19 protein-coding genes are annotated in these 23,682 nt (G+C 42.2%); 12 read left to right on the top strand and 7 right to left on the bottom strand.

Going from position 1 to position 23,682, the window contains the following annotated elements:
• Window position 1: 1 nt before the first annotated feature.
• From HUU81_RS16755 to HUU81_RS16795, 9 genes are all read left to right on the top strand, one after another.
• Entirely contained in the window at window positions 2–781 is a 780-nt protein-coding gene (locus HUU81_RS16755; RefSeq protein ID WP_199610036.1) for a PepSY domain-containing protein, read from the top strand.
• On the top strand, window positions 768–1,871 hold the full coding sequence (locus HUU81_RS16760) for a 2Fe-2S iron-sulfur cluster-binding protein (protein WP_199610037.1): 1,104 nt from the start codon (window positions 768–770) through the stop codon (window positions 1,869–1,871). The genes HUU81_RS16755 and HUU81_RS16760 overlap by 14 nt, the downstream gene beginning before the upstream one ends.
• A 133-nt stretch (window positions 1,872–2,004) precedes the next feature.
• Window positions 2,005–2,547 (top strand): PH domain-containing protein, encoded by a 543-nt coding sequence (locus HUU81_RS16765; protein WP_199610038.1) that lies wholly within the window; start codon window positions 2,005–2,007, stop codon window positions 2,545–2,547.
• Window positions 2,540–4,201: a PH domain-containing protein gene (locus HUU81_RS16770; RefSeq protein ID WP_199610039.1), complete on the top strand. Its 1,662-nt coding sequence runs from the start codon at window positions 2,540–2,542 to the stop codon at window positions 4,199–4,201. Before HUU81_RS16765 ends, HUU81_RS16770 begins: the two co-directional genes overlap by 8 nt.
• A 445-nt stretch (window positions 4,202–4,646) precedes the next feature.
• The gene (locus HUU81_RS16775; RefSeq protein WP_199610040.1) at window positions 4,647–4,994 is read left to right on the top strand and encodes a hypothetical protein; all 348 of its coding nucleotides are present in this window, start codon (window positions 4,647–4,649) and stop codon (window positions 4,992–4,994) included.
• A gap of 109 nt (window positions 4,995–5,103) precedes the next feature.
• The gene (locus tag HUU81_RS16780) at window positions 5,104–6,432 is read left to right on the top strand and encodes an efflux RND transporter periplasmic adaptor subunit (RefSeq protein ID WP_199610041.1); all 1,329 of its coding nucleotides are present in this window, start codon (window positions 5,104–5,106) and stop codon (window positions 6,430–6,432) included.
• A gap of 17 nt (window positions 6,433–6,449) precedes the next feature.
• Complete coding sequence (locus HUU81_RS16785) at window positions 6,450–9,623, top strand: efflux RND transporter permease subunit (protein WP_199610042.1); 3,174 nt, start codon at window positions 6,450–6,452, stop codon at window positions 9,621–9,623.
• 255 nt (window positions 9,624–9,878) lie between these two features.
• Entirely contained in the window at window positions 9,879–10,781 is a 903-nt protein-coding gene (locus tag HUU81_RS16790; protein ID WP_199610043.1) for an ABC transporter ATP-binding protein, read from the top strand.
• A gap of 11 nt (window positions 10,782–10,792) precedes the next feature.
• Window positions 10,793–14,365: an ABC transporter permease/M1 family aminopeptidase gene (locus HUU81_RS16795; protein ID WP_199610044.1), complete on the top strand. Its 3,573-nt coding sequence runs from the start codon at window positions 10,793–10,795 to the stop codon at window positions 14,363–14,365.
• An 84-nt stretch (window positions 14,366–14,449) separates the two neighbouring features.
• Here HUU81_RS16795 and HUU81_RS16800 read toward each other — a convergent pair whose 3' ends face one another.
• From HUU81_RS16800 to modA, 6 genes are all read right to left on the bottom strand, one after another.
• Entirely contained in the window at window positions 14,450–15,685 is a 1,236-nt protein-coding gene (locus HUU81_RS16800) for a membrane dipeptidase (protein ID WP_199610045.1), read from the bottom strand.
• A 402-nt stretch (window positions 15,686–16,087) separates the two neighbouring features.
• Window positions 16,088–16,336, bottom strand: a complete 249-nt coding sequence (moaD, locus tag HUU81_RS16805; RefSeq protein ID WP_199610046.1) for a molybdopterin converting factor subunit 1 — start codon at window positions 16,334–16,336, stop codon at window positions 16,088–16,090.
• Between the two features lie 46 nt (window positions 16,337–16,382).
• Complete coding sequence (moaA, locus tag HUU81_RS16810; protein WP_199612124.1) at window positions 16,383–17,354, bottom strand: GTP 3',8-cyclase MoaA; 972 nt, start codon at window positions 17,352–17,354, stop codon at window positions 16,383–16,385.
• Window positions 17,355–17,493: 139 nt separating this feature from the next.
• Window positions 17,494–18,756 (bottom strand): ATP-binding cassette domain-containing protein, encoded by a 1,263-nt coding sequence (locus tag HUU81_RS16815; RefSeq protein ID WP_199610047.1) that lies wholly within the window; start codon window positions 18,754–18,756, stop codon window positions 17,494–17,496.
• Window positions 18,753–19,487, bottom strand: a complete 735-nt coding sequence (gene modB, locus HUU81_RS16820) for a molybdate ABC transporter permease subunit (RefSeq protein WP_199612125.1) — start codon at window positions 19,485–19,487, stop codon at window positions 18,753–18,755. Before modB ends, HUU81_RS16815 begins: the two co-directional genes overlap by 4 nt.
• A 23-nt stretch (window positions 19,488–19,510) precedes the next feature.
• Window positions 19,511–20,344 (bottom strand): molybdate ABC transporter substrate-binding protein, encoded by an 834-nt coding sequence (modA, locus tag HUU81_RS16825; RefSeq protein WP_199610048.1) that lies wholly within the window; start codon window positions 20,342–20,344, stop codon window positions 19,511–19,513.
• Window positions 20,345–20,701: 357 nt separating this feature from the next.
• On the opposite strand from modA, the gene HUU81_RS16830 reads away from it, so the two are divergent.
• From HUU81_RS16830 to HUU81_RS16840, 3 genes are all read left to right on the top strand, one after another.
• The gene (locus HUU81_RS16830) at window positions 20,702–21,631 is read left to right on the top strand and encodes a M61 family metallopeptidase (protein ID WP_199610049.1); all 930 of its coding nucleotides are present in this window, start codon (window positions 20,702–20,704) and stop codon (window positions 21,629–21,631) included.
• Between the two features lie 65 nt (window positions 21,632–21,696).
• Window positions 21,697–21,966 carry a flagellar protein FliS gene (locus tag HUU81_RS16835; protein ID WP_199610050.1) on the top strand — a complete coding sequence of 90 codons (270 nt, stop codon included), beginning with the start codon at window positions 21,697–21,699 and terminating at the stop codon, window positions 21,964–21,966.
• Between the two features lie 138 nt (window positions 21,967–22,104).
• The gene (locus tag HUU81_RS16840; RefSeq protein ID WP_199610051.1) at window positions 22,105–22,785 is read left to right on the top strand and encodes a tetratricopeptide repeat protein; all 681 of its coding nucleotides are present in this window, start codon (window positions 22,105–22,107) and stop codon (window positions 22,783–22,785) included.
• A gap of 35 nt (window positions 22,786–22,820) precedes the next feature.
• Here HUU81_RS16840 and HUU81_RS16845 read toward each other — a convergent pair whose 3' ends face one another.
• Window positions 22,821–23,579 carry a PEP-CTERM sorting domain-containing protein gene (locus HUU81_RS16845; protein WP_199610052.1) on the bottom strand — a complete coding sequence of 253 codons (759 nt, stop codon included), beginning with the start codon at window positions 23,577–23,579 and terminating at the stop codon, window positions 22,821–22,823.
• Between the last annotated feature and the right edge of the window lie 103 nt (window positions 23,580–23,682).

Genomic DNA, 23,682 nt, shown 5'->3' on the forward strand with positions numbered 1-23,682 from the left:
TATGACGACCAACACGCCTAATGTGCCTAACACCTTTTCGTTAGCTAGTTTTGCAAGGAAATACCATAAATGGTTAATGGCATTGTTAGGTGTGCAATTTTTAATATGGTGCGCCAGCGGTGTGTATATGGTGGTAGTGGATATTGATTACATTCATGGTGACCACTTGGTCGCCAAACCACTTAAACCTATTGATGCAACACAAATTCACTACTCTATTAATCAATTAACTCAAGATTATCCTGCTGCCACCAATATCATGCTCACTCAGCACTTAGCAAGCGTGCTTGGGCAGCCTACCTATCAATTTAGCTATAACAATCAAATACATTTAGTAGGAGCAACAACTGGCCAATTACTGCCACCGATTAATGAAGCACAAGCACGCGCGATCGCGTTAGACAGGTATACAACCAACTCTTCAAAGCCAGTAAAGATTAACTCTGTTACGTTATTCACTGAGCAAGCGCCCGATGAATTATCCACTTTTTGGCTACCTGCATGGCAAGTAACATTTGATACCTTAGGCACAGAAACGTTTTACATTAATCAGTATAGTGGGCAAGTCATAACTAAACGCCACACTGCTTGGCGCATTTTTGACTGGATGTGGCGTTTACACATTATGGAGTATGAAACTGGGCACGATGTAGATAATTTACTGCTCCGCTGGTTTACCGTATTCGGCATTGCCGCTGCCATATTTGGAGGAATATTAAGCTATATTCGCTTTACCCAGCGCACTCCTCACACGAAAGGAGTCCGTCATGCCAATCATTAAACAATTCCACAAATGGGCCTCTTTATTGGTCGGCATTCAAATGGTTATCTGGCTGATAACGGGGCTATTTTTTAATTTGATGGACTTTAACTTTTTTAGTGGCAATACCTATCGTGACTTAAGTCGGCCCGCCATTAATCCTGCAGAGCAACAAAAATTAATCCCAATTGAACAAGCACTCAATACACATCAAGAGGCATTGGAACCAGTAAGCCAAGTTAAGCTCATCACCATGCTTGAACAGCCTTATTACTTGCTTGCGCATAACCTACCGGCCCACCATTACTGGCCAGTTAACGCCACATTGATCAATGCCAACACCGGGAAAATTCAACACATCGATGAAAACTTCGCACAACAAATTGCAGTAAAATCTTATATTGGCACAGGTAAAGTAAGTCGGATTGAAAAACTTCCCCCGCCGTTTTCTGACGTACCAAAAGAGCGTAATAATTTATGGCGCATCGACTTTACTGACGATGTAGCGACCTCGGTATACATTAATGAACATACGGGAAGGATTGTCGCCCATGTAAACGATTGGCGACGCTTTCGAGATATTATGTTTATGCTGCATTTTATGGATTATCAACGCGAAGGCAGTTTTAATAATGTGTTTGCCATTGTCTTTGGCTTTATTGCTTTGACGCTCAGCGTGTCTGGCATGATTTGGTTAGTTCAGTTAATCGCGTCTGGACAACTCCGCTTTTCTCTCAATGCCTTACGCCACAAACTTACATTAAAAAACAACAATGAAAAAGCGCCATTAACCCCTGAGTCACCTCACCAAATTACCATAAACAATCATCATGGCGAACGCTTGAAACGCGTTGAATTAACCGAACATCAGCAGCTATTAGAGCTAAATTTACTGGATGGTTTGGCGCAACATAACCTTAGCTTAACATCCGATTGCGGGGGCGGTGGTAGCTGTGGTTTGTGTAGAGTGAAACTAACGAAAAGTAGCCCAGTGCATCCAGCAGAGCGAGAGAAATTAAGTAAAAAACAACTTGAGCAAGGCGTAAGGCTCGCCTGTCAGCATGCTTGTACTGGAGTGTCAGAGGTGCAGTTATTGCGACCGCTGACATAATTTACAACGGCGTTGCTTTCAAACCTTGTTGAAATAAGTTTTTACACGCGCAAAATAGTGCAAGATACCTTTTTGCTGTAAAAAATCGTATATTAGCGCATTGTACTGTTTCAACCTGTTCGCAAGGACTCGCATGACAAGCTTATCGTTTTCAAATACCCCTCTTGCCGAAGCGCAATTACCAACCACAGAAGCGCTTGAATTTATCGCACTGAGCCCACGCTACCGCTGGCTTAATATTGGCGCTAACTTCACCATTTTTACCGTATTGTTTTTGGTTAGCTTCGCGCTGTACGCGCAAACATTTTTTCAATTTCCAGAAGAGTTCAGCGCCATTATCGCTTTTAGTAAGTGGATAGTACTAACCTTGGGTGTCGTTGTGACGCTGTATCATTTTTTTGCCGATCCTATTAAACGTTACGCTTTACGTGAACAAGATATTAGTTTTACTTCTGGGTTATTTTTTAGAAAAACGGTGACACAACCCGTGCTGCGCATTCAGCATATTGAATTACAGCGTGGCCCTTTAGAACGCAAGTTTGGCCTAGCCACTTTACAAATATTTAGTGCGGGCGGGGTAATGCATACCTTTGAAATACCGGGGCTGGCATTAGAAAAAGCACAACAACTTCGACAGTTTATCTTACAGCATAAGGATGTTGCACAGCATGGCTAATAAATCTGTTGAGCCACTCACGGAAGCACCCTTGCAAATAGCCGAGCCGGAGCAGCCTGCACATAACAGCAGCAAATTAACTGCGCCAAAGCATGCCAACCAACCAATCGACGATACTGCCAAATGGCAGCGTTTATCGCCTATCGCTATTGTGTACTTTGGTACGCGTATGGCAAAAATGTTAGTTAGTAACTTTATGTACCTTTTACCTGCCATCGTAGTGGGTTTTAGCCAGATTAAAGAACAACCCGGGCTATGGCTACCTGTTATCCTTAGCTGCATTGCGCTTTTTGTTGTGATTGCACTATTAAAATTCCGCTTTTATCAATACCGTTTACACCAAAATACCATCGAGATTCGTTCAGGAGTTTTGTCTAAAAGCCACATTAATTTACCGTTTGAACGCGTACAGAACGTAAAACTCGAACAACCTATTTATTACCGGCTAACTGGTTACGCCTGCCTGCAATTAGACACTGCGGGCTCATCAAAACAAGAAGCACAAGTTGTTGCCTTGCCACTAGGCTTTGCAGAAAAGCTAAAACAAAAAATTCTTACTCAACATGCACAGTCGGCATCTTCTCCTCACACTCACGCTGCAGAAGGTAATGCCGCACCTGTACCTGAAAGCTCAGCTGCAACAACCACACAAGAAACGACCTTAATTACCCGCTCGGTAAAAGATCTCGTCATTCATGGTATTAGTAGTAATCGTATCTGGATTTTTTTAGGCGTGATGGCACCGTTCTTCGACAATATTTTTACCTACTTAAGTGATGTGTTTTCCTTATTTGGTATTAACTTAGCCAATCTATTTAGTACTGAAACACAAAGTTGGTGGCAAATTGGGATTTACGGTTTTATGTTATTTTTCATGTTAATGATGGTACTGGCCGTGTTTTCTATTATTGGTGCCGTCATGAGCTTTTATGGCTATCAATTAAGTAAAGATGGCGACAAGTACATTAGGCGCAGCGGCCTTTTTACCAAGCATGAAGTAACTATGCGCCTGTCACGTTTACAGATGATAGTCCAACGACAAGATTGGCTAGATAGGCTCATCCAGCGGGTTAATTTAAAATATGAACAGGTAAATGCAAATATTCAAAACATGGCCGAGTCGGGTGTTTCGAGCAAAATCATGGTCCCGTCAATTACCCCCAGTGAGTCACAAGCGTTGATCGATAATGTCTATCCTGATAATCAGTTAAGCAAGATCCGCTATATGGCTGTTAATGCACGTTATTTGGTGCGCCCCATCATGTTATATGCACTACCACTTTTTATCGCGGGTATCGCTTCATTTGTACTGCAACAAGTTATGTGGTTATCGACCGGCTTAATTATCCTTAGCATACTCAGTGTGGCTGGTGCCATTCAAACATGGAAACGCTGGGGCTTTGCCATGGATGATAATTATATATATGTACGAAAAGGGATGATTGGCGTGGATTATTACTGCGTTCCCATTTATAAAATTCAACAAACAGCTTATAAACAAAGTCGATTTATGAAACCTCACCAATTGGCTACTGTGCAATTAGTCTTGGCCTCAGGTTCGGTATCCATCCCCTTTATTGCTGAGGCACAAGCGTATTCACTGATTGACCGCTCACTTTATCAGGTGGAGCAAAGCAAACGCTCTTGGATGTAAAAAATTAGCGTGCTTTAAAGCACGCCAATTGCATTTAGATGAGATAAAAAATCCGTTTTAGAATACATATTAGTGAGCACTCGGATGAAATTGTCACTGTGTTTGTCTGAATATACAAATGCTTCATATATGTAACTTGCCATATCTGTTTTAAACGCGATGCATTTAATTCCTTTATTAGTTCATATATTCGTGAAATGAACAGGCTGAATGCGGGGAGAAAAAGAGTGATTAGGATAAGCTTTCAAGCTTGCTGCAACGTTAGTGCTTAGCTTTGTTAAGATTTATGCGTTTTGTTGTTGCATCGAATATAAAACATACAATAGCTTTCAGCGTTAAAACCTTTTACAATGCTGGCTTCTTAAAAGGTACGCTTAATGTTAGTCAGTACTATACTGGTTAACTGTGATACCAATTTCAATTATTTGTAGGGTTCGCCACGTTAATGTTGAGTCGCTCACTTAACTACATCATGATTATCTTGATTGTTCTGCAATCAGGTTTAGCCGTGGCTAGCTCGCAACAAGTGCATCAAATTGATACTGAGCACATGAGCGTTGAACATTCTCATGAATCTGATTTTAACACTGCTAATGTTAATGACATTAATGGTGATGAACACGATACCGCCGACTGCCACCATTGTGGACACTGTCATGGTTCACATGCGCAGTGGTTAACACCCAACACGTTTAGCTTATTAATTAAGCGCCATACGTTGCAACGCTATTTCACTACGTTACATATTCACGGCATTCAGCTCGATAACTTATTTCGCCCCCCTATCGCTTAATTCTTATTTAATCCGGGCTTATTTATTTTCTTAAGCCTAATTCAGGTGAGTTAGATTGCCTCTATGGGCACTGCTCACTGCGATATTAAATTTGAATTAAGAGCAAAATATGAAAAACACTATAACGGCTAGCCTTATGCTGGCAGTAAGCACGTGCACATTATTATCTTTGGTTGCACCCCAAGTTAGCGCAAAAAATTTAATCGATCTTTCATACTTAACCATGCAGCAGGGTAACAAGCAGCACCCCGAGACTGAAACTGAACATGGGCATTCTCAAACACATGAGCATGAAGACCTTGAACCACACAATAGTCACCGTCATAAACAACAAACATCACATCGCAATGAAAGGCATACCAAACAGCATACTAGCCATGCCAATGAGCATAACGAGCCCAGCAAGGTTTACTTAACAGCGGCAAGCCGAAAGCTAGCAGGCATTGAAGTCGCACAGCTGACGCCACAAATTAGCGCGAACGTGATACTAGCCCCTGCAGAAGTAAAGGCTAATGGCTATACCAGTTTTTGGGTATCGCCACGTGTAGACTCCGTGGTCATAAAGCGCCACGTCGCCTTGGGTGAGCATGTAACAACAGGACAGCCATTAGTCACGCTGTTTAGTGAATCTATGGCGCAAGCTCAAGCCGACTATCAAATATTTGCAACCGAGTGGCGGCGTGTAAAAAATTTAAAAAACAGCACATTAAGTGAAAGTACATTAAGCGAAGCCCGTACACGTTATATCGCAGCAAAAAGCACATTAGCGGCCTTGGGACTCAGCAAGGCGGCAATTAAATCGCTGACCGACAACGATACCTTGCCATTAGGTGAATACACCTTATTTGCCAGTCAGTCCGGCTCCGTATTAAACGACGATTTCCATCAAGGTCAACGTATTAATGCCGGTCAAACTCTGCTAACACTGGTTGACGAGTCGCTACTTTGGGTAGAAGCCAAGCTACCGCCAATTGCCAACTACAATTTACCCGCTGGCACTCAAGCACAACTCATCATAGGGCAAAAACGTTATAGCGCTGAAGTAATTCAACACACGCACACCATTGACAGCCAAACGCGCACACGGGTGATCCGGCTAGCGGTGACAAACAGCGATCATAGTTTACATCCGGGGCAATTCGGCAATGTTGAATTTACAGTAACAACGCCACAACCTGTTATTGCTGTGCCAGAAGCCGCACTCATTCGCAACCCTGATGGCGACTGGTCAGTTTTTATTGAGCATGATGACGCTGGCGAATATGAGGCGATAACGGTAACGCTCGGACCAGCCTTACGCCCTCTTAATAGCGCAAGCTCCATAACCTCATTACGCGAAATTACTGGCGTGCCAGCTGGGGCAAAAGTAGTGATTCAAGGTGCATTTTTCATTGCTTCTGAACAAGCGAAAAGCGGTTTTGATCCGCACAATCATTAATGAGCGGAGATCATTTCATGTTAAACCGAGTTATAGATTGGGCAATACGCCAACGCTTACTTATTACTATTGCTTTACTGTTATTTATGCTAACAGCGGCATTTACCATCCCTAAACTGAATTTAAATGCTTTTCCAGATGTAACTAACGTACAAGTTACCGTTAATACCGAAGCCCCTGGTTTAGCGGCAGAAGAGGTGGAGCAACTCATTACCTTTCCAATTGAAGCTGTAATGTATGCATTACCCGATGTTGCCGAGGTTCGTTCAATTTCAAAGACGGGCCTTTCGGGGATTACCGTCGTATTCAAAGAAGGCACTGATATTTATTTTGCGCGTCAGCTGGTATTCGAGCGGTTACAACAAGCAAAAGAAATGATCCCAAATAATGTAGGCACACCTGAGCTAGGGCCAAATACGTCGGGGTTAGGGCAAGTATATCAATATCTGTTATTAGCCGACGAGCAATCAGGTTACGATCACATGGCGTTACGTAGTTTAAATGATTGGGTAGTTAAACTGCTGTTAATGCCGATTGATGGTGTTACTGATGTATTGTCATTCGGTGGCGAAGTAAAACAGTATCAAGTAAATTTAGATCCCTCGTTATTGCTAGCCTATCAGCTGACTCAGCAAGACATCACCAATGCACTAAATCGTAATAATGTGAACACTGGCGGCTGGTATTTACGTCGTGGGCAAGAGCAGTTGGTGATCCGAGGTACTGGCTGGCTCAGCGCGGGCAAGCAGGGCCTAGACGACATCGCACAAGTGCCATTAAAAACAGTGAATGGAACCGTAGTAAAACTGGCTGATGTCGCACGCGTTGAGTTTGGTAGCGAAATTCGCCAAGGCGCAGTCACCATGACCCGACGTGTTTCCAGTCATGATAAATCAATGCCCACCTCAACCGAAGCGCTGGGTGAGGTGGTTTCTGGGATTGTACTCAAACGTGTTGGCGCTAACACTAATAGCACTATTTCAGGCATTGAAGCGCGCTTGCCTTATATCAACCAAGCTTTGCCCGATGGGGTAACAATCGTACCTTTTTACAATCAAGCAGACTTAATCACCAAAGCAATAAACACCGTACGGGATGCGTTATTGCTAGCATTTGTGCTGATTGTAATCGTGTTATTGCTGTTTTTAATGAATGTAAATGCCACGATATTAGTACTCCTCTCTATCCCCATTTCAATAAGTATTGCGCTTACTGTGATGGCTTGGTGGGGTCTGTCTGCAAATTTAATGTCATTAGGTGGCATTGCCCTTGCTATCGGCATGTTGGTAGACGGCTCAGTGGTAATGGTTGAAAACATGGTTAAGCAGCTTAGTCATCGTCATGCAGCACCTACCAAGGAAAGCACCAAAACAATACTCATAATGGCGTGCCAAAGCGTCGCACGTCCTGTGTTCTTTGCAACCACCATTATTTTGCTTGTGTTTACCCCCATGTTTACCTTCGAAGGCGTTGAAGCAAAGCTATTCCAGCCTATGGCAATCAGCATTATGTTGGCACTGATATCAGCATTAATCGTGGCGCTAACGGTTGTACCTGCCATCGCTAGTTATTTGTTTGCTAACGGCATAGCACCTACAAAACGCGACTTACTGTTACCTGTCGAACGCTGGTATAAACGCAGCCTACAATGGAGCTTATCGCATCGTAAAATCGTTTTATTATTGGCCGTGTCGTTATTTGCGAGCGCGCTCACATTATTACCGCGTATTGGTACAGAGTTTATTCCTGAGTTAGAAGAAGGCACTCTGAATTTACGTGTCACCCTTGCACCTTCCAGCAGCCTTGATACCGCACTAACGGTCGCGCCGAAACTTGAAGCTATGCTGCTAACGTTTGACGAGGTTGAGTATGCGCTAAGTCGAATTGGCCGAGCAGAGATTGGTGGTGATCCTGAACCCGTTAATAATATTGAAATTTATATTGGTTTGAAGCCAATTTCGAAATGGAAAAATGCAAGTAATCGCCATGAATTACAGCAGCTCATGGCAAATAAGCTTGCCCAGCATCCGGGATTATTGCTTAATTTTTCACAACCCATTGCCACGCGCGTGGATGAACTACTGTCAGGCGTCAAAGCCCAACTCGCCATCAAGCTGTTTGGCCCCGATTTGGCCGTACTCGCGCAAAAAGGTCGTGAGATTGAGCAACAGATCAATCAAATTGATGGCGCAATAGACGTTGCCATTGAGCAAATTGAAGGCGAGGCACAATTGGTGATTAAACCAAAGCGTGACGAGTTATCTCGATTTGGTTTATCCGTTGCCGATTTGATGGAAGTCATAGGCAGCGGTATCGGCGGGCAAAGCGCAGGGCAAATTGTTAATGGTAATGAACGCTACGATATTTACGTTCGATTAGCCAAGCAATTTAGAGATAATCAGCACAGTATTGCAGAACTGCGCCTGCAATCACCCACTGGCGCTTGGGTACGTTTAGCAGACGTGGCTGACGTGACCATTGAGTCAGGGCCACCACAAATTCGCCGTGACGATGTGCAGCGTCGAGTTGTGATTCAAGCCAATGTCCAAGGGCGAGATATGGGCAGTGTCGTGGCCGATATTCAACGTACAATTGCACAAAATATTGCATTGCCTTCAGGATATTCGGTGATGATTGGCGGGCAATTCGAAAGCCAACAACGGGCACAACAACGCCTCATGATTGTCGTGCCCATGGCACTAGCATTCATTGCCCTACTGCTCTACCTAACGTTTTCATCATTTAACCAAGCCGCACTGATATTACTTAATGTGCCACTGGCAACAATTGGGGGTATTTTTGCACTCTATTTTTCCGGTCAATATTTATCAGTACCTAGCGCAGTCGGCTTTATTACCCTATTTGGTCTTGCTGTGCTTAATGGCGTGGTGTTAGTTGAAAGTATTAATCAGCGTGTTGAACAGCATACTCCGCCGAGCAGCGCATCTATCAAACACACCCTAAACAACGCAGCGTTTGCAGGTGCCGTATCAAGGCTAAGGCCGGTATTAATGACCGCGCTAACTTCAGCGTTAGGCTTAATACCTATGCTAATGTCGAGTGGTGTTGGCGCAGAAATTCAGCGCCCACTTGCGACTGTAGTGGTGGGAGGGTTATTCACATCCACATTGTTGACTTTATTTGTATTGCCAGCATTATATCAATACTTTTCAAAAGGAAAATACACTTAATAATAACAACTTTCATACTATATCACTGGCTGCTTTAAGCCAGTGATTCATACTCATTGCGCTGACACAAGGTCATACAACGCATATACCTGTTGTTACATCTTTTAGATTGAAATTACCGATGTAATCATTAAATTACGAATATGTATATTCCCTATTTTTATAAGATAGAAGCATACTTACTACATCGCTAACTGAGAGATTTTCATCGTCCTGTTAGCCAACGGAAGACAATATAATAAAAGAGGAAATGTGATGTTAACCATTTCAAATTTGTCAAAAACGTATGATAACGGCGTACACGCGCTTAATAACGTTAACCTTTCAATCCCTAAAGGCATGTTCGGTTTATTAGGCCCTAATGGTGCTGGAAAATCATCACTCATGCGCACCATTTCAACGCTGCAACAACCCGACTCTGGCAGCATTAAATTTAACGACATTGACGTACTTAAACAGCCAAACGAACTACGCCAACGCCTAGGCTACTTGCCTCAAGACTTTGGTGTTTACCCGCGTGTAAGCGCATACGACCTTTTGGATCATTTAGCTATTTTAAAAGGGCTAGATAACAAAAAACAAAGAAAAGAAGTGGTTGAAGGTTTGTTAGCGCACACTAACCTATTTCAACATCGTAAAAATGCGGTGAGCGGTTTTTCTGGCGGCATGCGTCAGCGCTTTGGTATTGCACAAGCATTGTTAGGTGATCCTGATTTATTAATTGTTGACGAACCCACTGCTGGCCTAGATCCTGAAGAACGCAACCGTTTTCATAATTTGTTAGTCAGCTTAGGTGAAGAAAAAGTCATTATTCTATCAACCCATATTGTTGAAGATGTATCTGAGCTGTGCCCGAATATGGCAGTACTAGGCGCGGGTCAAATTCTATTACAAGGCAACCCTATTGAATTAACTAATCGTCTTAACGGTCAAATTTGGCGCAAAACTGTTACACAAAGCGAGTTTGCAGAAATTGAGCAGCATTATAAAGTGATTTCGCAACGCTTATTTGCTGGCCAAATTGTTGTGCATGTTTTAGCGGATAGTGCACCTGAAGGCTTTGAAGTTGCCCCTGCCAATCTTGAAGATGTGTACTTTTCAACGCTACACAATTCACGTAATGCACATAAAAAAACTGATTCAGCCCAAGCTGCATAAGGAAGATACTGATGTTTGCAAAAATGTTCGCCTTTGAATGGCGATATTATCTGCGTCAGCCATCGTTTTATGTAACATGTCTGATTTTTTTCTTACTCCCCTTTCTCGCTACGGTGAGCGAAAATATTCAAATTGGTGGCGGCGGCAATGTGCTATATAACGGCTCATTTGCTATCACGCAAACCATGCTCATTCTTGGGCTTTTCTCGATGTTTTTGGTGATCAATTTTGTTGCAAATACAGCCACAAGAAACGACACCAGCCAAATGGCAGAAATTATTTACTCTAAACCAATTAACGCGTTTTCCTACCAACTAGGGCGATTTTTTGGCACATACTTTATCACCGTTTTAGTATTTGCCATGGTGCCACTAGGTATTATGCTAGGTTGTGCAATGCCTTGGGTAGATGCGGAACGGGTTGGCCCTACAAACTTAGCCTTCTATGGCACTACCTTTTTCTATTTCACAATGCCAACACTCTTTGTTCTGGCTTGCTTGTTTTACAGTGCTGCTGTTCGTTTTCGTAGTTTAATGGCCGTTTACTTAGCAGCTGTCGCGTTATTTATTTTATATATAGCGACAGGTAGCTTATTAGACGATCCTCAATATCGCACTTTATCTGCACTTTCTGACCCTTTCGGTTTACGCACATTTGCTGATATTAGCCGATACTGGACAGTACACGAGCGTAATACGCAAGTTATTGAGCTTAGCGGCGTGTTGCTACAAAACCGACTTATCTGGATAGCATTTGGTGTTGTCGTGTTAGCCGTATTTGGCAGTTTACACCACATTCAAATTCATAAACCGTCGGCCAAAAAGAGTAAAAAACAGCTTAAATTAGAAAAAGTGATACCGCCATTTGGTAACAATATTGCTGTAAAAGGGAATAATGCCGCTAGCTGGGGCAAGTTTATTAGCCGCACACAGTTTGAAATTAAACAGGTGGTATTTAGCGCACCATTCTACATTCTATTAATTTTCTCTGCGTTTAACATGGTCATGATGTTTATTAACTTCACTGGCATGTATGGCACACCAAACTGGCCACTTACACAAACTATGGTTGAGCAAGTTAACGGCGCATTCTCGCTGATGTTGATTGTGGTAGTAACCTATTACAGCGGTGAGGTTGTGTGGCGAGAGCGTAACTCTGGCATGGGCGATATTATCGATGCCACACCTGTATTTAATATTGCCTTTTGGCTGTCTAAACTCGTTGCTGTATGTCTGGTAATTTGCAGCTTATTAATGGTTGGTATGCTGATTTCTATCGGCTATCAATTTGCTATGGGTTATCAAAATATCGACCTCGCTCAATACTTAATTAGTATCTTATACTTCTTTGCACTACCTATGTGCTTACTGGCTGTTCTGTCTTTCTTTATTCAAGTACTTAGTCCAAATAAGTTTGTGGGTATGCTGATTTTCGTAGGCTATATTTTCGCAAATATGGCATTTGATCAAATTGGCTTAGAGCACAACTTAGTTGATTACGCTGGCGCACCAAGCATGACCTACTCAGATATGAACGGCTACGGTATATTCCTAGAAATTCACTCTTGGTACATGCTGTACTGGACCGCGATTGCAGTCATGCTAAGTACACTAGGTTATGCACTATGGCAGCGTGGCCCGCAAACCTCATTAAAAGCGCGTTTAGCGTTAATGAGTTATCAAATGGGTACCATGGGTAAAGCGACAGTTGCAAGTGCTTTGCTGGTTGCAGTGCTATCTGGCGGATATATTTATTACAACACCACGGTGCTGAATCAATTTATCGGTCAGGACGAATTAGAAACACGACAAGTCGATTACGAAAAGAAATATGTTCAATTTGAGCATGATGAGATACCTGTGATCACTAAAGTGAATGCAACCGTCGATCTCTCACCCTATCAGCGTAGCTTAACTGCCAGTGCCAACGTTGAAGTAGTGAATAAATCTAGCCAACCAATCAAGCGTTTTCTGGTTAATATTCCACAGCATAGTTCTTCGTGGCAGGTAGAATTAGCTGGTGGTGCTGTAACGGAAATTGATGAGCGATACAACACCGCGTGGTTTGAGTTTGAACTGCCGCTACAACCAAATGAAACACGCACTGGAACTCTTTCAGTGGCTCGCCAGCATCAAGGGTTTAAAGATCGAGACTTTGACGTTCAATTAGTTGAAAATGGTACATTTATCAATAACTTTGAATTATTCCCAAGTTTTGGCTTTAACCGAAGCTTTATCTTAATGGATAGGCATAAACGCAAAAGCCACGATTTAGCACCACGTGATCGCGCCAATAAGCTAGAAGATGAAGCGTTTCATAATGAAAGCTTTTTTGGTAAGGGTACCGACTTTATTGACTTTGAAGCCACGGTTTCAACGGCTGAAGATCAAGTCGCGATTGCGCCGGGCTATTTGCAAAAAGAATGGACTGAAAATGGTAAACGTTACTTCCATTACAAGATGGATTCACCAATGGCCCATTTTTATGCCTTCTTATCTGCCCGCTTTGAAGTGAAGCAAGATCAACACGACGGTGTGAATATAGAGGTTTACTATCATCCTGAACATAACAAAAATGTTGATGTGATGATTGAGTCGGTTAAAGACTCACTCGACTATTTTGGCCGCGAATTTTCTCCATACCAGCATAAGCAAATGCGCATTATCGAATTTCCTCGATACCGTGGTTTTGCACAAAGCTTTGCTAACACCGTACCATACTCTGAAGACATAGGCTTTATTGCCGACTTACGTGATCCTGAAGATATTAATATGGTGTATTACGTTACCGCGCATGAGATGGCGCATCAGTGGTGGGGACATCAAGTTGGTGCAGCCAATGTTCAGGGTAGCGCGATTATTTCTGAAACCCTATCGCAATACAGTGCTGTGATGGTATTGGAAAAGAAATATGGCCCTGAAAAGCTGCGTAAGTTCTTAAAATACGAGTTAGATCGTTATTTAAGTGGCCGTACTTCAGAGCAAATTGGCGAGCAACCTATGCTACGTGCTGAAAACCAGCAATATATTCATTACCGTAAAGGATCGGTAATTATGGCGTCGTTACGCGACCGACTAGGCGAAGCGCACGTAAACCAAGCATTGAAAGGTTTTTTACAAACTTATCAATATCAAAGCACGCCTTATCCAACAACGCTAGATTTAGTTGCTGCACTCAAAGCTAACGCCACAGCGGAAGAGCAAGCTTTTATTACTAGCTTGTTTGAAGATATTACGCTTTACGACCTAAAAGCTGAGAAAGTTGAAGTCGCTGACACTGGCAGCAACTCACAAACAGTGACCTTAACCGTGCAAGCAAAGCGTGTTACGTCAGACAGCAAAGGCATGGAAACCGATGTGCCATTATCAGAAATGGTGGATGTAGTATTATTTAGTGCTGATCCAGAAAGTTTAAAGGCAACTGATACAGTGATCTATAACGAAAAACACTTAATCAAAAGTGGTGAAAACGTGATCACTATTGAACTGCCGAAGAATGAGAAGAAGCTGCCTAAGTTTGCAGGTATCGACCCGTTCGTAAAACTTGTAGATCGCGATAGCGCCGATAATATTATCAAGCTATAAATTCATACAAGCTTATCTATGAGAGTTCGTGTACATGGTCACGAACTCTCATTTTTATTTCATAGTTGCGCTTAACAACTACAACTAGCTCCACACCTCTCCAAACAATCGCATAAAATTAGCGCCCAGTACTTTTTCAATGCGGGCATCTTTGTAACCTTTTTTCGCTAAATGCCAAGCAATTAATTCCATACGACGTTCATGATTAAGATCAGGAATATACAAAGGGCGTTCATCGGTTTCACCCGGCGCAGAAATACCTGCGGCTTTACGCTGTTTAAGCTCTTCTTTAATAGTTGCCTGATATTGCTGATCGTCTACCACAGGAATTAAGCTTTGATCGGTACCAATACCGACATGATCTTCGCCACACACGTTAATCGCATGATCAATATGCTGTATAAAGTTATCAGCTGTAATCGGTGCGGTACCGCCTGCCAAGAATGGCATGGCATAAATACCTACAACACCACCACATTTTGCAACAGCCCGTAACTCTTCATCGTCTGTATTTCTAGGGTGACAATAAATTGAACTACAGCCAGTATGTGTAATGGCTATCGGCTTTTTACAGTGCTTTATGCTAGTTTGAATGGTTTTTTTAGAGGCATGGCTTAAGTCTACCAATACATTGCTATCTTCCATAACTTCAATCGCTTGTACACCTAGCTTGGTGATCCCACGAGAAATATTCACTAAGCTACCATCGCCAAATGGACTGCGACGGTTATAGGTTAGCTGCATGACGCGAATGCCTAAATTTGAAAATAACGGGATACGTTCAAACTTAACCTCATTGTGACTATCCACCAGCATTTCTGCTGACTGGAACCCCATGATAACTGCCACTTTTCCACAATGCTTAGCCTTTTCAATCTCTTCGATGCTGTTTGCTTCACAGAATACATGGTGATGATCGCGAATCAGCTTCTTAATTTTTGCGATGCTGGCAACGGTTTTTTCAAAGTTTGCGCCGGGATATGTAACGGTAGCGTGAATTGCAGATACACCACTATTTGCTATTTGACTAAGGGTCGTTTCGTTAAATTGGTTTTTACTAAGGTCAAAGGTCAAGCTAAGTGCATCAACCACGGTGACATCGTTATATTTTGGCCAGTGACGATGTTCCATTTTTTCAGCCAGTTGCTTCATTGTCATACTGGGCTGAGCGGTATTTGTCGCGTTATTCTCGCTAGCCACATTACCAAATGTGGCTGCCATCAATGGCGTAGTGGCTAATGCTGCGGTTGCCACACTGGCGGATTTAATAAAGTGGCGTCGACTAATATTGGGTAAAGGGGGTTTAATGCTATCCGCCATGATAAAGTCCATTTGATTTTGTTAATTCGTTCATCTTATCTTCTAATTTATCGCTTATCTTCGCTTTTCACTTACTGTGTAATGGGATGCGTAGCTGAACTAGAAACTCAATACTTAAAGATGTGAAATAACTAACAACTCGACTTATTTACATGTGTTGAAGCGAACATAAAGTAGCAAAGTAAATTTATTGAAGTATACACCTTAATCATTGTTAGCAGTATGTTATAAACCATATTTTTATTATTGATATACAAAAAATGAATAAATTGAACAATATACAGGCATAACTAAATAATTATTATGAAGTTATTTAACAGAAACTAGATAAAACAGGAAGTTAACACTGTTCACACGGGCTAAATCGTGTGAATGACTATTTAATCGTTTAACAAGCTTAAATTATCCTCCCGTAACAGGTGGGAAAAATGCCACTTCATCGCCCGTTTTTACTGACGCAGAGTTAGCGACCATAGTGTGGTTAAGTGCGCATAGTACATTCTCTTCAGCCAAATATAATTGCCATTGTTCACCGCGGCGTTGTAACTGCTGTTTTAGCTGCGCGACCGTTATACTTTGCGTTAATTCAAACTGTAATTGACCACACTGTAAACGCTCTTTCAGTTGACCAAAAAATAGAATGTTAATCATGCAATCTCTACTTATTCGTTTATTACCTAAATACTCTTAAGTGTTACTACCCGCCAATCATGGCTAAATGTTTTGTTGCACCAGTTTGATGTAAGTGCAAACTGTGCGATGCCGATTTATCTGTTAGCGCTTGCCTCACCGCCTCACAAGTTCCTTTTACATCACCAGCAGTTAACCAAGGCCGTATATTGATACCTTGCTCTGAAAATAAACATAAATGTAATTTCCCCATTGCTGACATACGTAATCGGTTGCAGTTCTGACAAAAATCTTTGCTATACGGCATAATTAAGCCAACTCTGCCTTGATAATCTGGATGTGAAAACTCTTGTGCCGGGCCGGCCAAAGGCGCACGAGGCATGGCAAACCAACCTTGATCTAGCAGTTTGCCTTTAATCACCTCACCCGAAATATGCTGCTTATTAAAAAACGTTTTATTGCTGCCTACTTCCATTAGTTCAATAAACCGAATGGCAAGATTGCGCTGCTTGATCCACGCTAAATATTCGTCTAATTGTTGTCCGTTAAAATGTTTAAGCAACACCGCATTCAATTTAATATTTTTGATACCCGACTGTTCTGCTTTGGCGATACCCCGCAGTATGGTCTGTAATTTTGCCTGCCCAGTTAAACTAGCGAATAACTGCGTATCTAAACTGTCAGCGCTTACATTCAATGCGGTTAAGCCTGCATCAGCCCAGTGTTGAATGTTTTTTTCTAAATTAAAGCCATTGGTGGTTAACGCGATTTGCTCAATGCCTGCCGTACTGCGGCACAGTGAAATAATATCAGGAAGATCTTTGCGCAAGCCGGGCTCGCCACCCGTAATGCGAACTTTGCGCATACCTAATCGCGCAAAAGCGGTTATCAGTGTGTCTATTTCGTTCAAACTAAGGAATTGTCTATCATGCTCTGCATGGTAGCCGTTTGGTAAGCAATATTGACAACGAAAGTTGCAAGCATCCGTGATCGACAAGCGTAAGTATTGAAACTGCCGACCAAAATTATCTGTTAACAAAGTCTTGTCTGTAACACTGTGCTGCCCATTGTTCGTCAAATTATTCATCCTTTAGATCTGATGAGTTAGCGTCTCATACTTTTTACACATTGTTAATGTGTTAATTTTGCTCTTAAACAATAGACACTCAATAGCCAATTTATATTGCTTTAAACTGCAAATAAATAATATCACCTACTGATAAAGCCAACGACTCGGCTGACATCAAAGAAATTTCAGCAAGCACCGCTTGCTGATCAACGTTTACTTGAACCGTGGCATGGTGTGCATCTAGCTCAATACTGGTGATCACCCCCGTTAAGCAATTAAGTATGCTCGAAGTATTAGGAGCCTGCTTCGCTAAACTGACTTTGTTCGCAGGTAGCTGGACTATTATAATGTCTTTAGCCATCACTTTTTTAGCCACCGTCTCTTCAACCATAGCTTCTTCTACTATAGCTTCTTCAACTATAGCTTCTTCAGCCACATCAACACCATGAGCAAATTCTTGAGTGTGAATGAATAACGATTGCTGCGAAGGCGCCATTAACTGTACTTCAGTTAATCCGTACTGTGGTAAATGCTGCTTTACTCTTCCGTGCAACACACTAAATGCATCGTACTTAATTACAGACTTGTCGCCAGTCCCCTGCGTATGGCTGGCGCTCCTGTGCATGCTTAATGTCCGCACTATTTCAGCGGTATCATCAAGCCTTACCAAGGCACCCGCATCAAGCTGTAGCGTTGACTGAGTACACGCCGCCAAGTCCTGCAAAATATGGCTCACCAAAATAAATCGCAAGCGGTACTGCGTAGATAACCACCTGATTAACGCTAAATAATGTTGGCGACTATGCCAATCTAGCGCTGAAAAAGGTTCATCGAGTAACATAATAGGCTTACCTGACAGCAACGTTCTGGCAAATGCCACACGTTGAGCTTCTCCGCCCGACAACACGGTTGCATTTTTAGTTAACAACGTTTCTATTTGGCACCACGCCACTACTTGGTCTAGTGAATATGGCAAAGGTTTGTAGACATTGGGTTGATTCGCCACAAGAGTTAAATTTTGCTGAACTGACAAATGAGGGAAAAGCATGCCTTGCTGAAATTGATATACAAATGGGTTTTGTTCAACGCGTTGTGTAGAGATCTCTTTACCCAACATTACCACAGAATGATGATCTGATGGTTTAGCGGGTATTAACCCCGCCATGCAACGTAACAGCGTTGATTTTCCTGCACCTGACGCACCAAAAATACCAATATTACCCTTACTGAGCGGCAACGTGGTGTGTACGGATAAATCAAAGCCAGCCTGATGATGAGAAACATGATGCGTCATTGCAATGGTCAAATCTGCGGTATGATAGGGTGCATCAGTCACTTGAGTTAGTTTCGCTCTCATCGCCTTCGCTATCATACGTGTGTCCCTCTGGCCTTTATTTTATTAGGGGTAGGATCAGCAGCAACAGTTGTTGTCATGCCAGTTAATGCACGCCGATTAAACTTATAGAGCAACACTAAGCTGATAAATGAAATGGTCAACAATACCGCCGCTAATCGGTGAGCATGCTGATAATCTATCGCTTCAACGTGGTTATACAGTGCAATCGAAACAACCTGCGTTTCACCGGGAATATTGCCACCAATCATCAGAATTAAACCAAATTCACCAAGCGTATGAGCAAAACCCAACGTAACGGCACTCAATATCGCGGGCTTCATTAAGGGTAACGTTATTTTTATTAAACGCCGCACACGCGAGATCCCAAGACTGGCAGCAACTTGATCATATTGCTGGCCGACCTGACAAAAGCCGCTATATAGCGGTTGCACCACAAAGGGTAAGGAATAAATTAATGATCCTAATAAAATACCTGAAAAGCTAAAAGCCAATTGCTGTCCTGTTAACCCAACCCACAATTGCCCGAAAAACGTATCTGGCGCAAATGCCATTAACAAATAAAAGCCTAAAACGGTTGGAGGTAATACTAAAGGTAAAGCGATAATAGCTTCGTAAACTGGCTTTAAGCGCCCGTGGTAGCGCGACAATTTCCACGCCACAGGTAAACCTATCATTAGCAGAATTAGCGTAGTCGTAATCGCTAGCTGTAATGTTAAGGTCAGTGCAGTAAGGTCCTCATCGATCATCATATATTCCCTTGTCTGGCATCTTATTGCTTTAACTGCATATTATGCACTCGCTGTTGCGCAATTTGCTGGCTAGTCTGTGCAATATAACCCACACTCGCCAAGTATTGCTGTGCCTTTTCGGACGTTACAAAGTTTAACCACTTCCATGCCATCAGCTTATTTTGAGCACGAGACAAAATAACCATTTGTTGAATGATTTTCGGTTTATTAGGTAAGGGATAGTAATGAAGGTATTTTTGCGCTTTGGACTTTTGATAGGCCACTTTTAACAGCGAAAGCGGTATCATACCTAATTGAACATTGCCGGAATCAATAAATTGAAAGGCTTGATTAACATTATTCGCTTTTATTAATCGATGCTGGTAGCTGTCTAATACATCATGCGCACTTAAATATTCAAGTGCAGCAGCACCATAAGGCGCAAAGCGTGGATTCGCGATGGCTAGCCTGTGCGGCCACGTGGCAACTGTATGCTGATTTAATTGCAGCGCCGAATTGCCACTCCATAACACTAATTGGCCTTCTGCATAGGTATATAGAGACTCAGGCAGTGCCATGTCATCTTTAACTAGTTGCTGTGGCAACTTACTGTCTGCTGATAAAAAAACATCAATAGGCGCCCCTTTTATCATTTGAGTATATAAATTACCCGACGCACCACTTATCAGCACGACATCGTAGCCTGTCTCTAACTTAAATTGGTTAACTAAATGCCTTGCGGGCACCAAAAAATTACTTGCTACCGCCACATGGATAGGCGCTACCGCATGCACCGGTTTAAGTACAGTGGTGACCAACGTCAGTAATAAAAAAACGTAAATGAATAAAGATGGCGCTTTGTTTACTAATACCATAGTGAGCCACAACCCTGTTTCACCAAAACATTGAAATTAATCGTAATATTAAATGATAAGTAACATGCTGCTGAGTTTGAACTTGTCTTAATGGCGCAAAAAAATAGTCTACACTAATCTTAATACACAAAGTAATTTAAGTTTTAAGGCCTACTAACCTTATTTTCTATACTAAATAATTAACGCAATTGAAGATATAACTGGGCGACGAATAACTGCACCATCAAATGAGCGGTGATTCACCTGAAAACTTAAACACTTAACAGCTCGTTTGTAATCACTACTTAGTAGAGTAATACCCGTATGTATAAATTTGCTCATATTTGGATTGGCCTGTTCGTTTTAATGAGTGCTGTAATGAGCAAAATAACTCACGCACAAAGCTATTTCGAGCTTGCACACCCTAATACCCGAATAGAGTTGTATATCGATGAGAAAATTCCCAAGGATAATCACTCCACCGTTGTGCAATGGCTAAGCCAAGCAATTGAAACCACGGCATCCTTATACGGTGAATTTCCACTTTCTATCACACAGGTGAATGTAAGTGCAGCCAACCGTGGCGATGGACCCGTTCCATGGGCACAAGTGATCCGCCACCATCCAGAAGGCGTGCGTTTTTATATTCAACCCCAAGCCACCCTCTCTGAATTAAATAATGACTGGACCGCAGTGCATGAATTCAGCCATTTATATATTCCTTTTCCAGGAGATAATGATATTTGGTTTTCAGAAGGTTTAGCGTCTTACTTACAATATTTATTGATGGCGAAAAACGACATAATTTCAGAACAAACTGCATGGCAACGCCTATATGAAGGCTTTCAACGAGGGCAAGCCGCCAGCGCGTATACGCAGCAAACCCTGAGTTCATCTAGCAAACGCATGCACAAACTAGGTAGCTACATGCGTGTATATTGGAGTGGCGCTGTTTATTTTCTTAATGTAGATGTCAAACTAATGACTGGTAATTACAAACTTAAGTCCGTGGCAGAGGTGCTGCAAAAGTTTAATCAATGTTGCCGCCATCACCCTAATTCGTGGACAGGTGAACAACTTGCAAAAACCTTTGATCAACTTGCAGGCGACAGCGTGTTCTATCCCACATTTAAGGCGGTGACCAAGCTTACCCAGTTTCCAGATTTTAACGAGAGCTTTTCTGCACTTGGTATAAGTATACGCAACGGCAAGGTGGTGCTGAGCAATGACAAACATAAGCGCGCCAAACGCTTACAACTCGTTAGAAAAGTAAGCAAAGAACAAAATATGACTGGAAAAGCACTCTGAAAGCCGCCATATTATCAGGTACATAAAACGAATAATTAAACAGCATGATTTATTAAGGGGGAATTATGACAGCAACCGATAACCAAGCACACTTAGAGAATATTTTGGCGCACTATGATAGCGCTATCACAGCGTGTGAAGAAAAAGATAATGCACAGCTACAAGCAGAGCTGGCTATTTTGAAACAAGCGCTAAATAAAGATGTTGCACCCGAGCTGACAGAAAATCTAAGCCGTTTATATACTTACTGCCAAGATGAAGCAGAAAAAGGGAATTTTGCTGAAGCAAAAAAAGTGATGACCGAACTCAAAGAAGCGTGGCAACAAATAGAATAAGTAAGTGGGTCAATCAATCGTCATTATCATGGTACAAATTTTGAATATGAATTGTTGAATAGTAGTTTTGAATAGATTGTATATTGCTAATTGTTAGCACTATAAAACCCAGTATTACGCGACACATGAGTACCATATATGAAATCAACGCAAAATAGACCACACACGTATTCTCAATATCTTGCTGCGTTCACTTTGTTAATATCTTCCCTTACGTTATGGATTAACGTTAGTTATGCGGCTGATCCCATTCAAGCCATTCAAATCTATTCGCAAAATGATTTATTAAACATGATTAAGGAAAACACACACCTTGATCGCGTAAAAAAAGATGAATGCCAATTAGTGCAAGATATTGAAGCACGCGCCAGTATCATGAAAATTCCGGCATATCAGTTTCTCTACGGCGACATGCTAGCCTACGGAGTGTGCGTTAAAAAAGATGTTGAGTTGGGTGTTTACTACATGCGCCAAGCCGCGGATCAAGGCCTTGCTGAAGGGTTAGAGCAGCTAGGACGGTACTACCATATTGGCCGTTTTATGCAAACTGACGTTGATAAAGCCATTGTTTATTTACGTGAAGCGGCAGCGTTAGGTAATGTTAATGCGCGTATTAGGCTAGTGGAAATATTTTTAGATGGTCACGGTAGTCCACTGGATTTTGAAATGTCTTATGGCTGGCTGCACCACACTATTTATCAAAATAATAAACAACACCAACGTGCCCAGCAATTACTTAAAGAGTTAGAAGAATTAATGCCAAGAAGAGTCATTGAGCGCGCAAAAATGGATCCTAACTCTACGTCTGTAAAGCCTTGAACTAATGCTCAAGGCTTGGACACATTTCCTTTGTATTAAACTTGCTCGGTAGAGCGTCGACCAAATAGTCGAACAAATCCTAAAAATGCAGCGCCTAAAAGAGCTAACGCTGATGGCTCTGGTACGGCAATACTATTACCTGTTAAATCAAACGTACCATTGAGCGTATTAGGATCGCCCGCGGTAGGTTGAAATGACGATGAAAGCACCATATCGGCACCACCTGCTTGGGTGTTGGTATCAAAATTGGCCGCGGCCAAACCACCCATTACATCCATTAATGCTGTACCTGTACCTGAGTCGCTACCACTGCCTAAATTGTCACCCGTACCTGTTAAAAATTCACCAAATGGTAATGCCAATCTTAACCAAAGATCGCCATCAGTCGCAGTAGGCATAGTACCGTCAAACTCAGGCGTATCATCAACCATAAAGTCAATCACCAAATCTTTAAAGGTAAAGTCACCATCAATACTACCGCCAACACCTGTTGGAGCGCCCACAAATGACACTAACTCCATTTCAAAATGAAATGTTAATTCACACCCAGGACAAAATATCCCTTGATTAGTTACCGCACTATTTACATGAGTTACCTCGCCACGCCCAGTAACAATATCACCTGGGTTGACGGCAACGTCTTCAAAAATAGTACCGTTTGCAACAAAATCGGTTAAGGCAGGAAAGGCGAGACCTTGTTCAGGATCCCAGTGGACACCGCCAACATTAATAATTGCCGCTTGCGCGCTTATGCTGGACGATAAGGCTAACACTACTAGTAATAACTTCTTCATTATTTTCTCCTTAAATAACTACTCTCTATTGTTTTTCACTAGTTCTTCTAATCCGCTAAAGGCTGTTTGCATCCTAAGCCTTAGCTACCCTACATGAGGCATA

It is taken from the genome of Flocculibacter collagenilyticus (assembly GCF_016469335.1).
Classification (GTDB): Bacteria; Pseudomonadota; Gammaproteobacteria; order Enterobacterales; family Alteromonadaceae; genus Flocculibacter; species Flocculibacter collagenilyticus.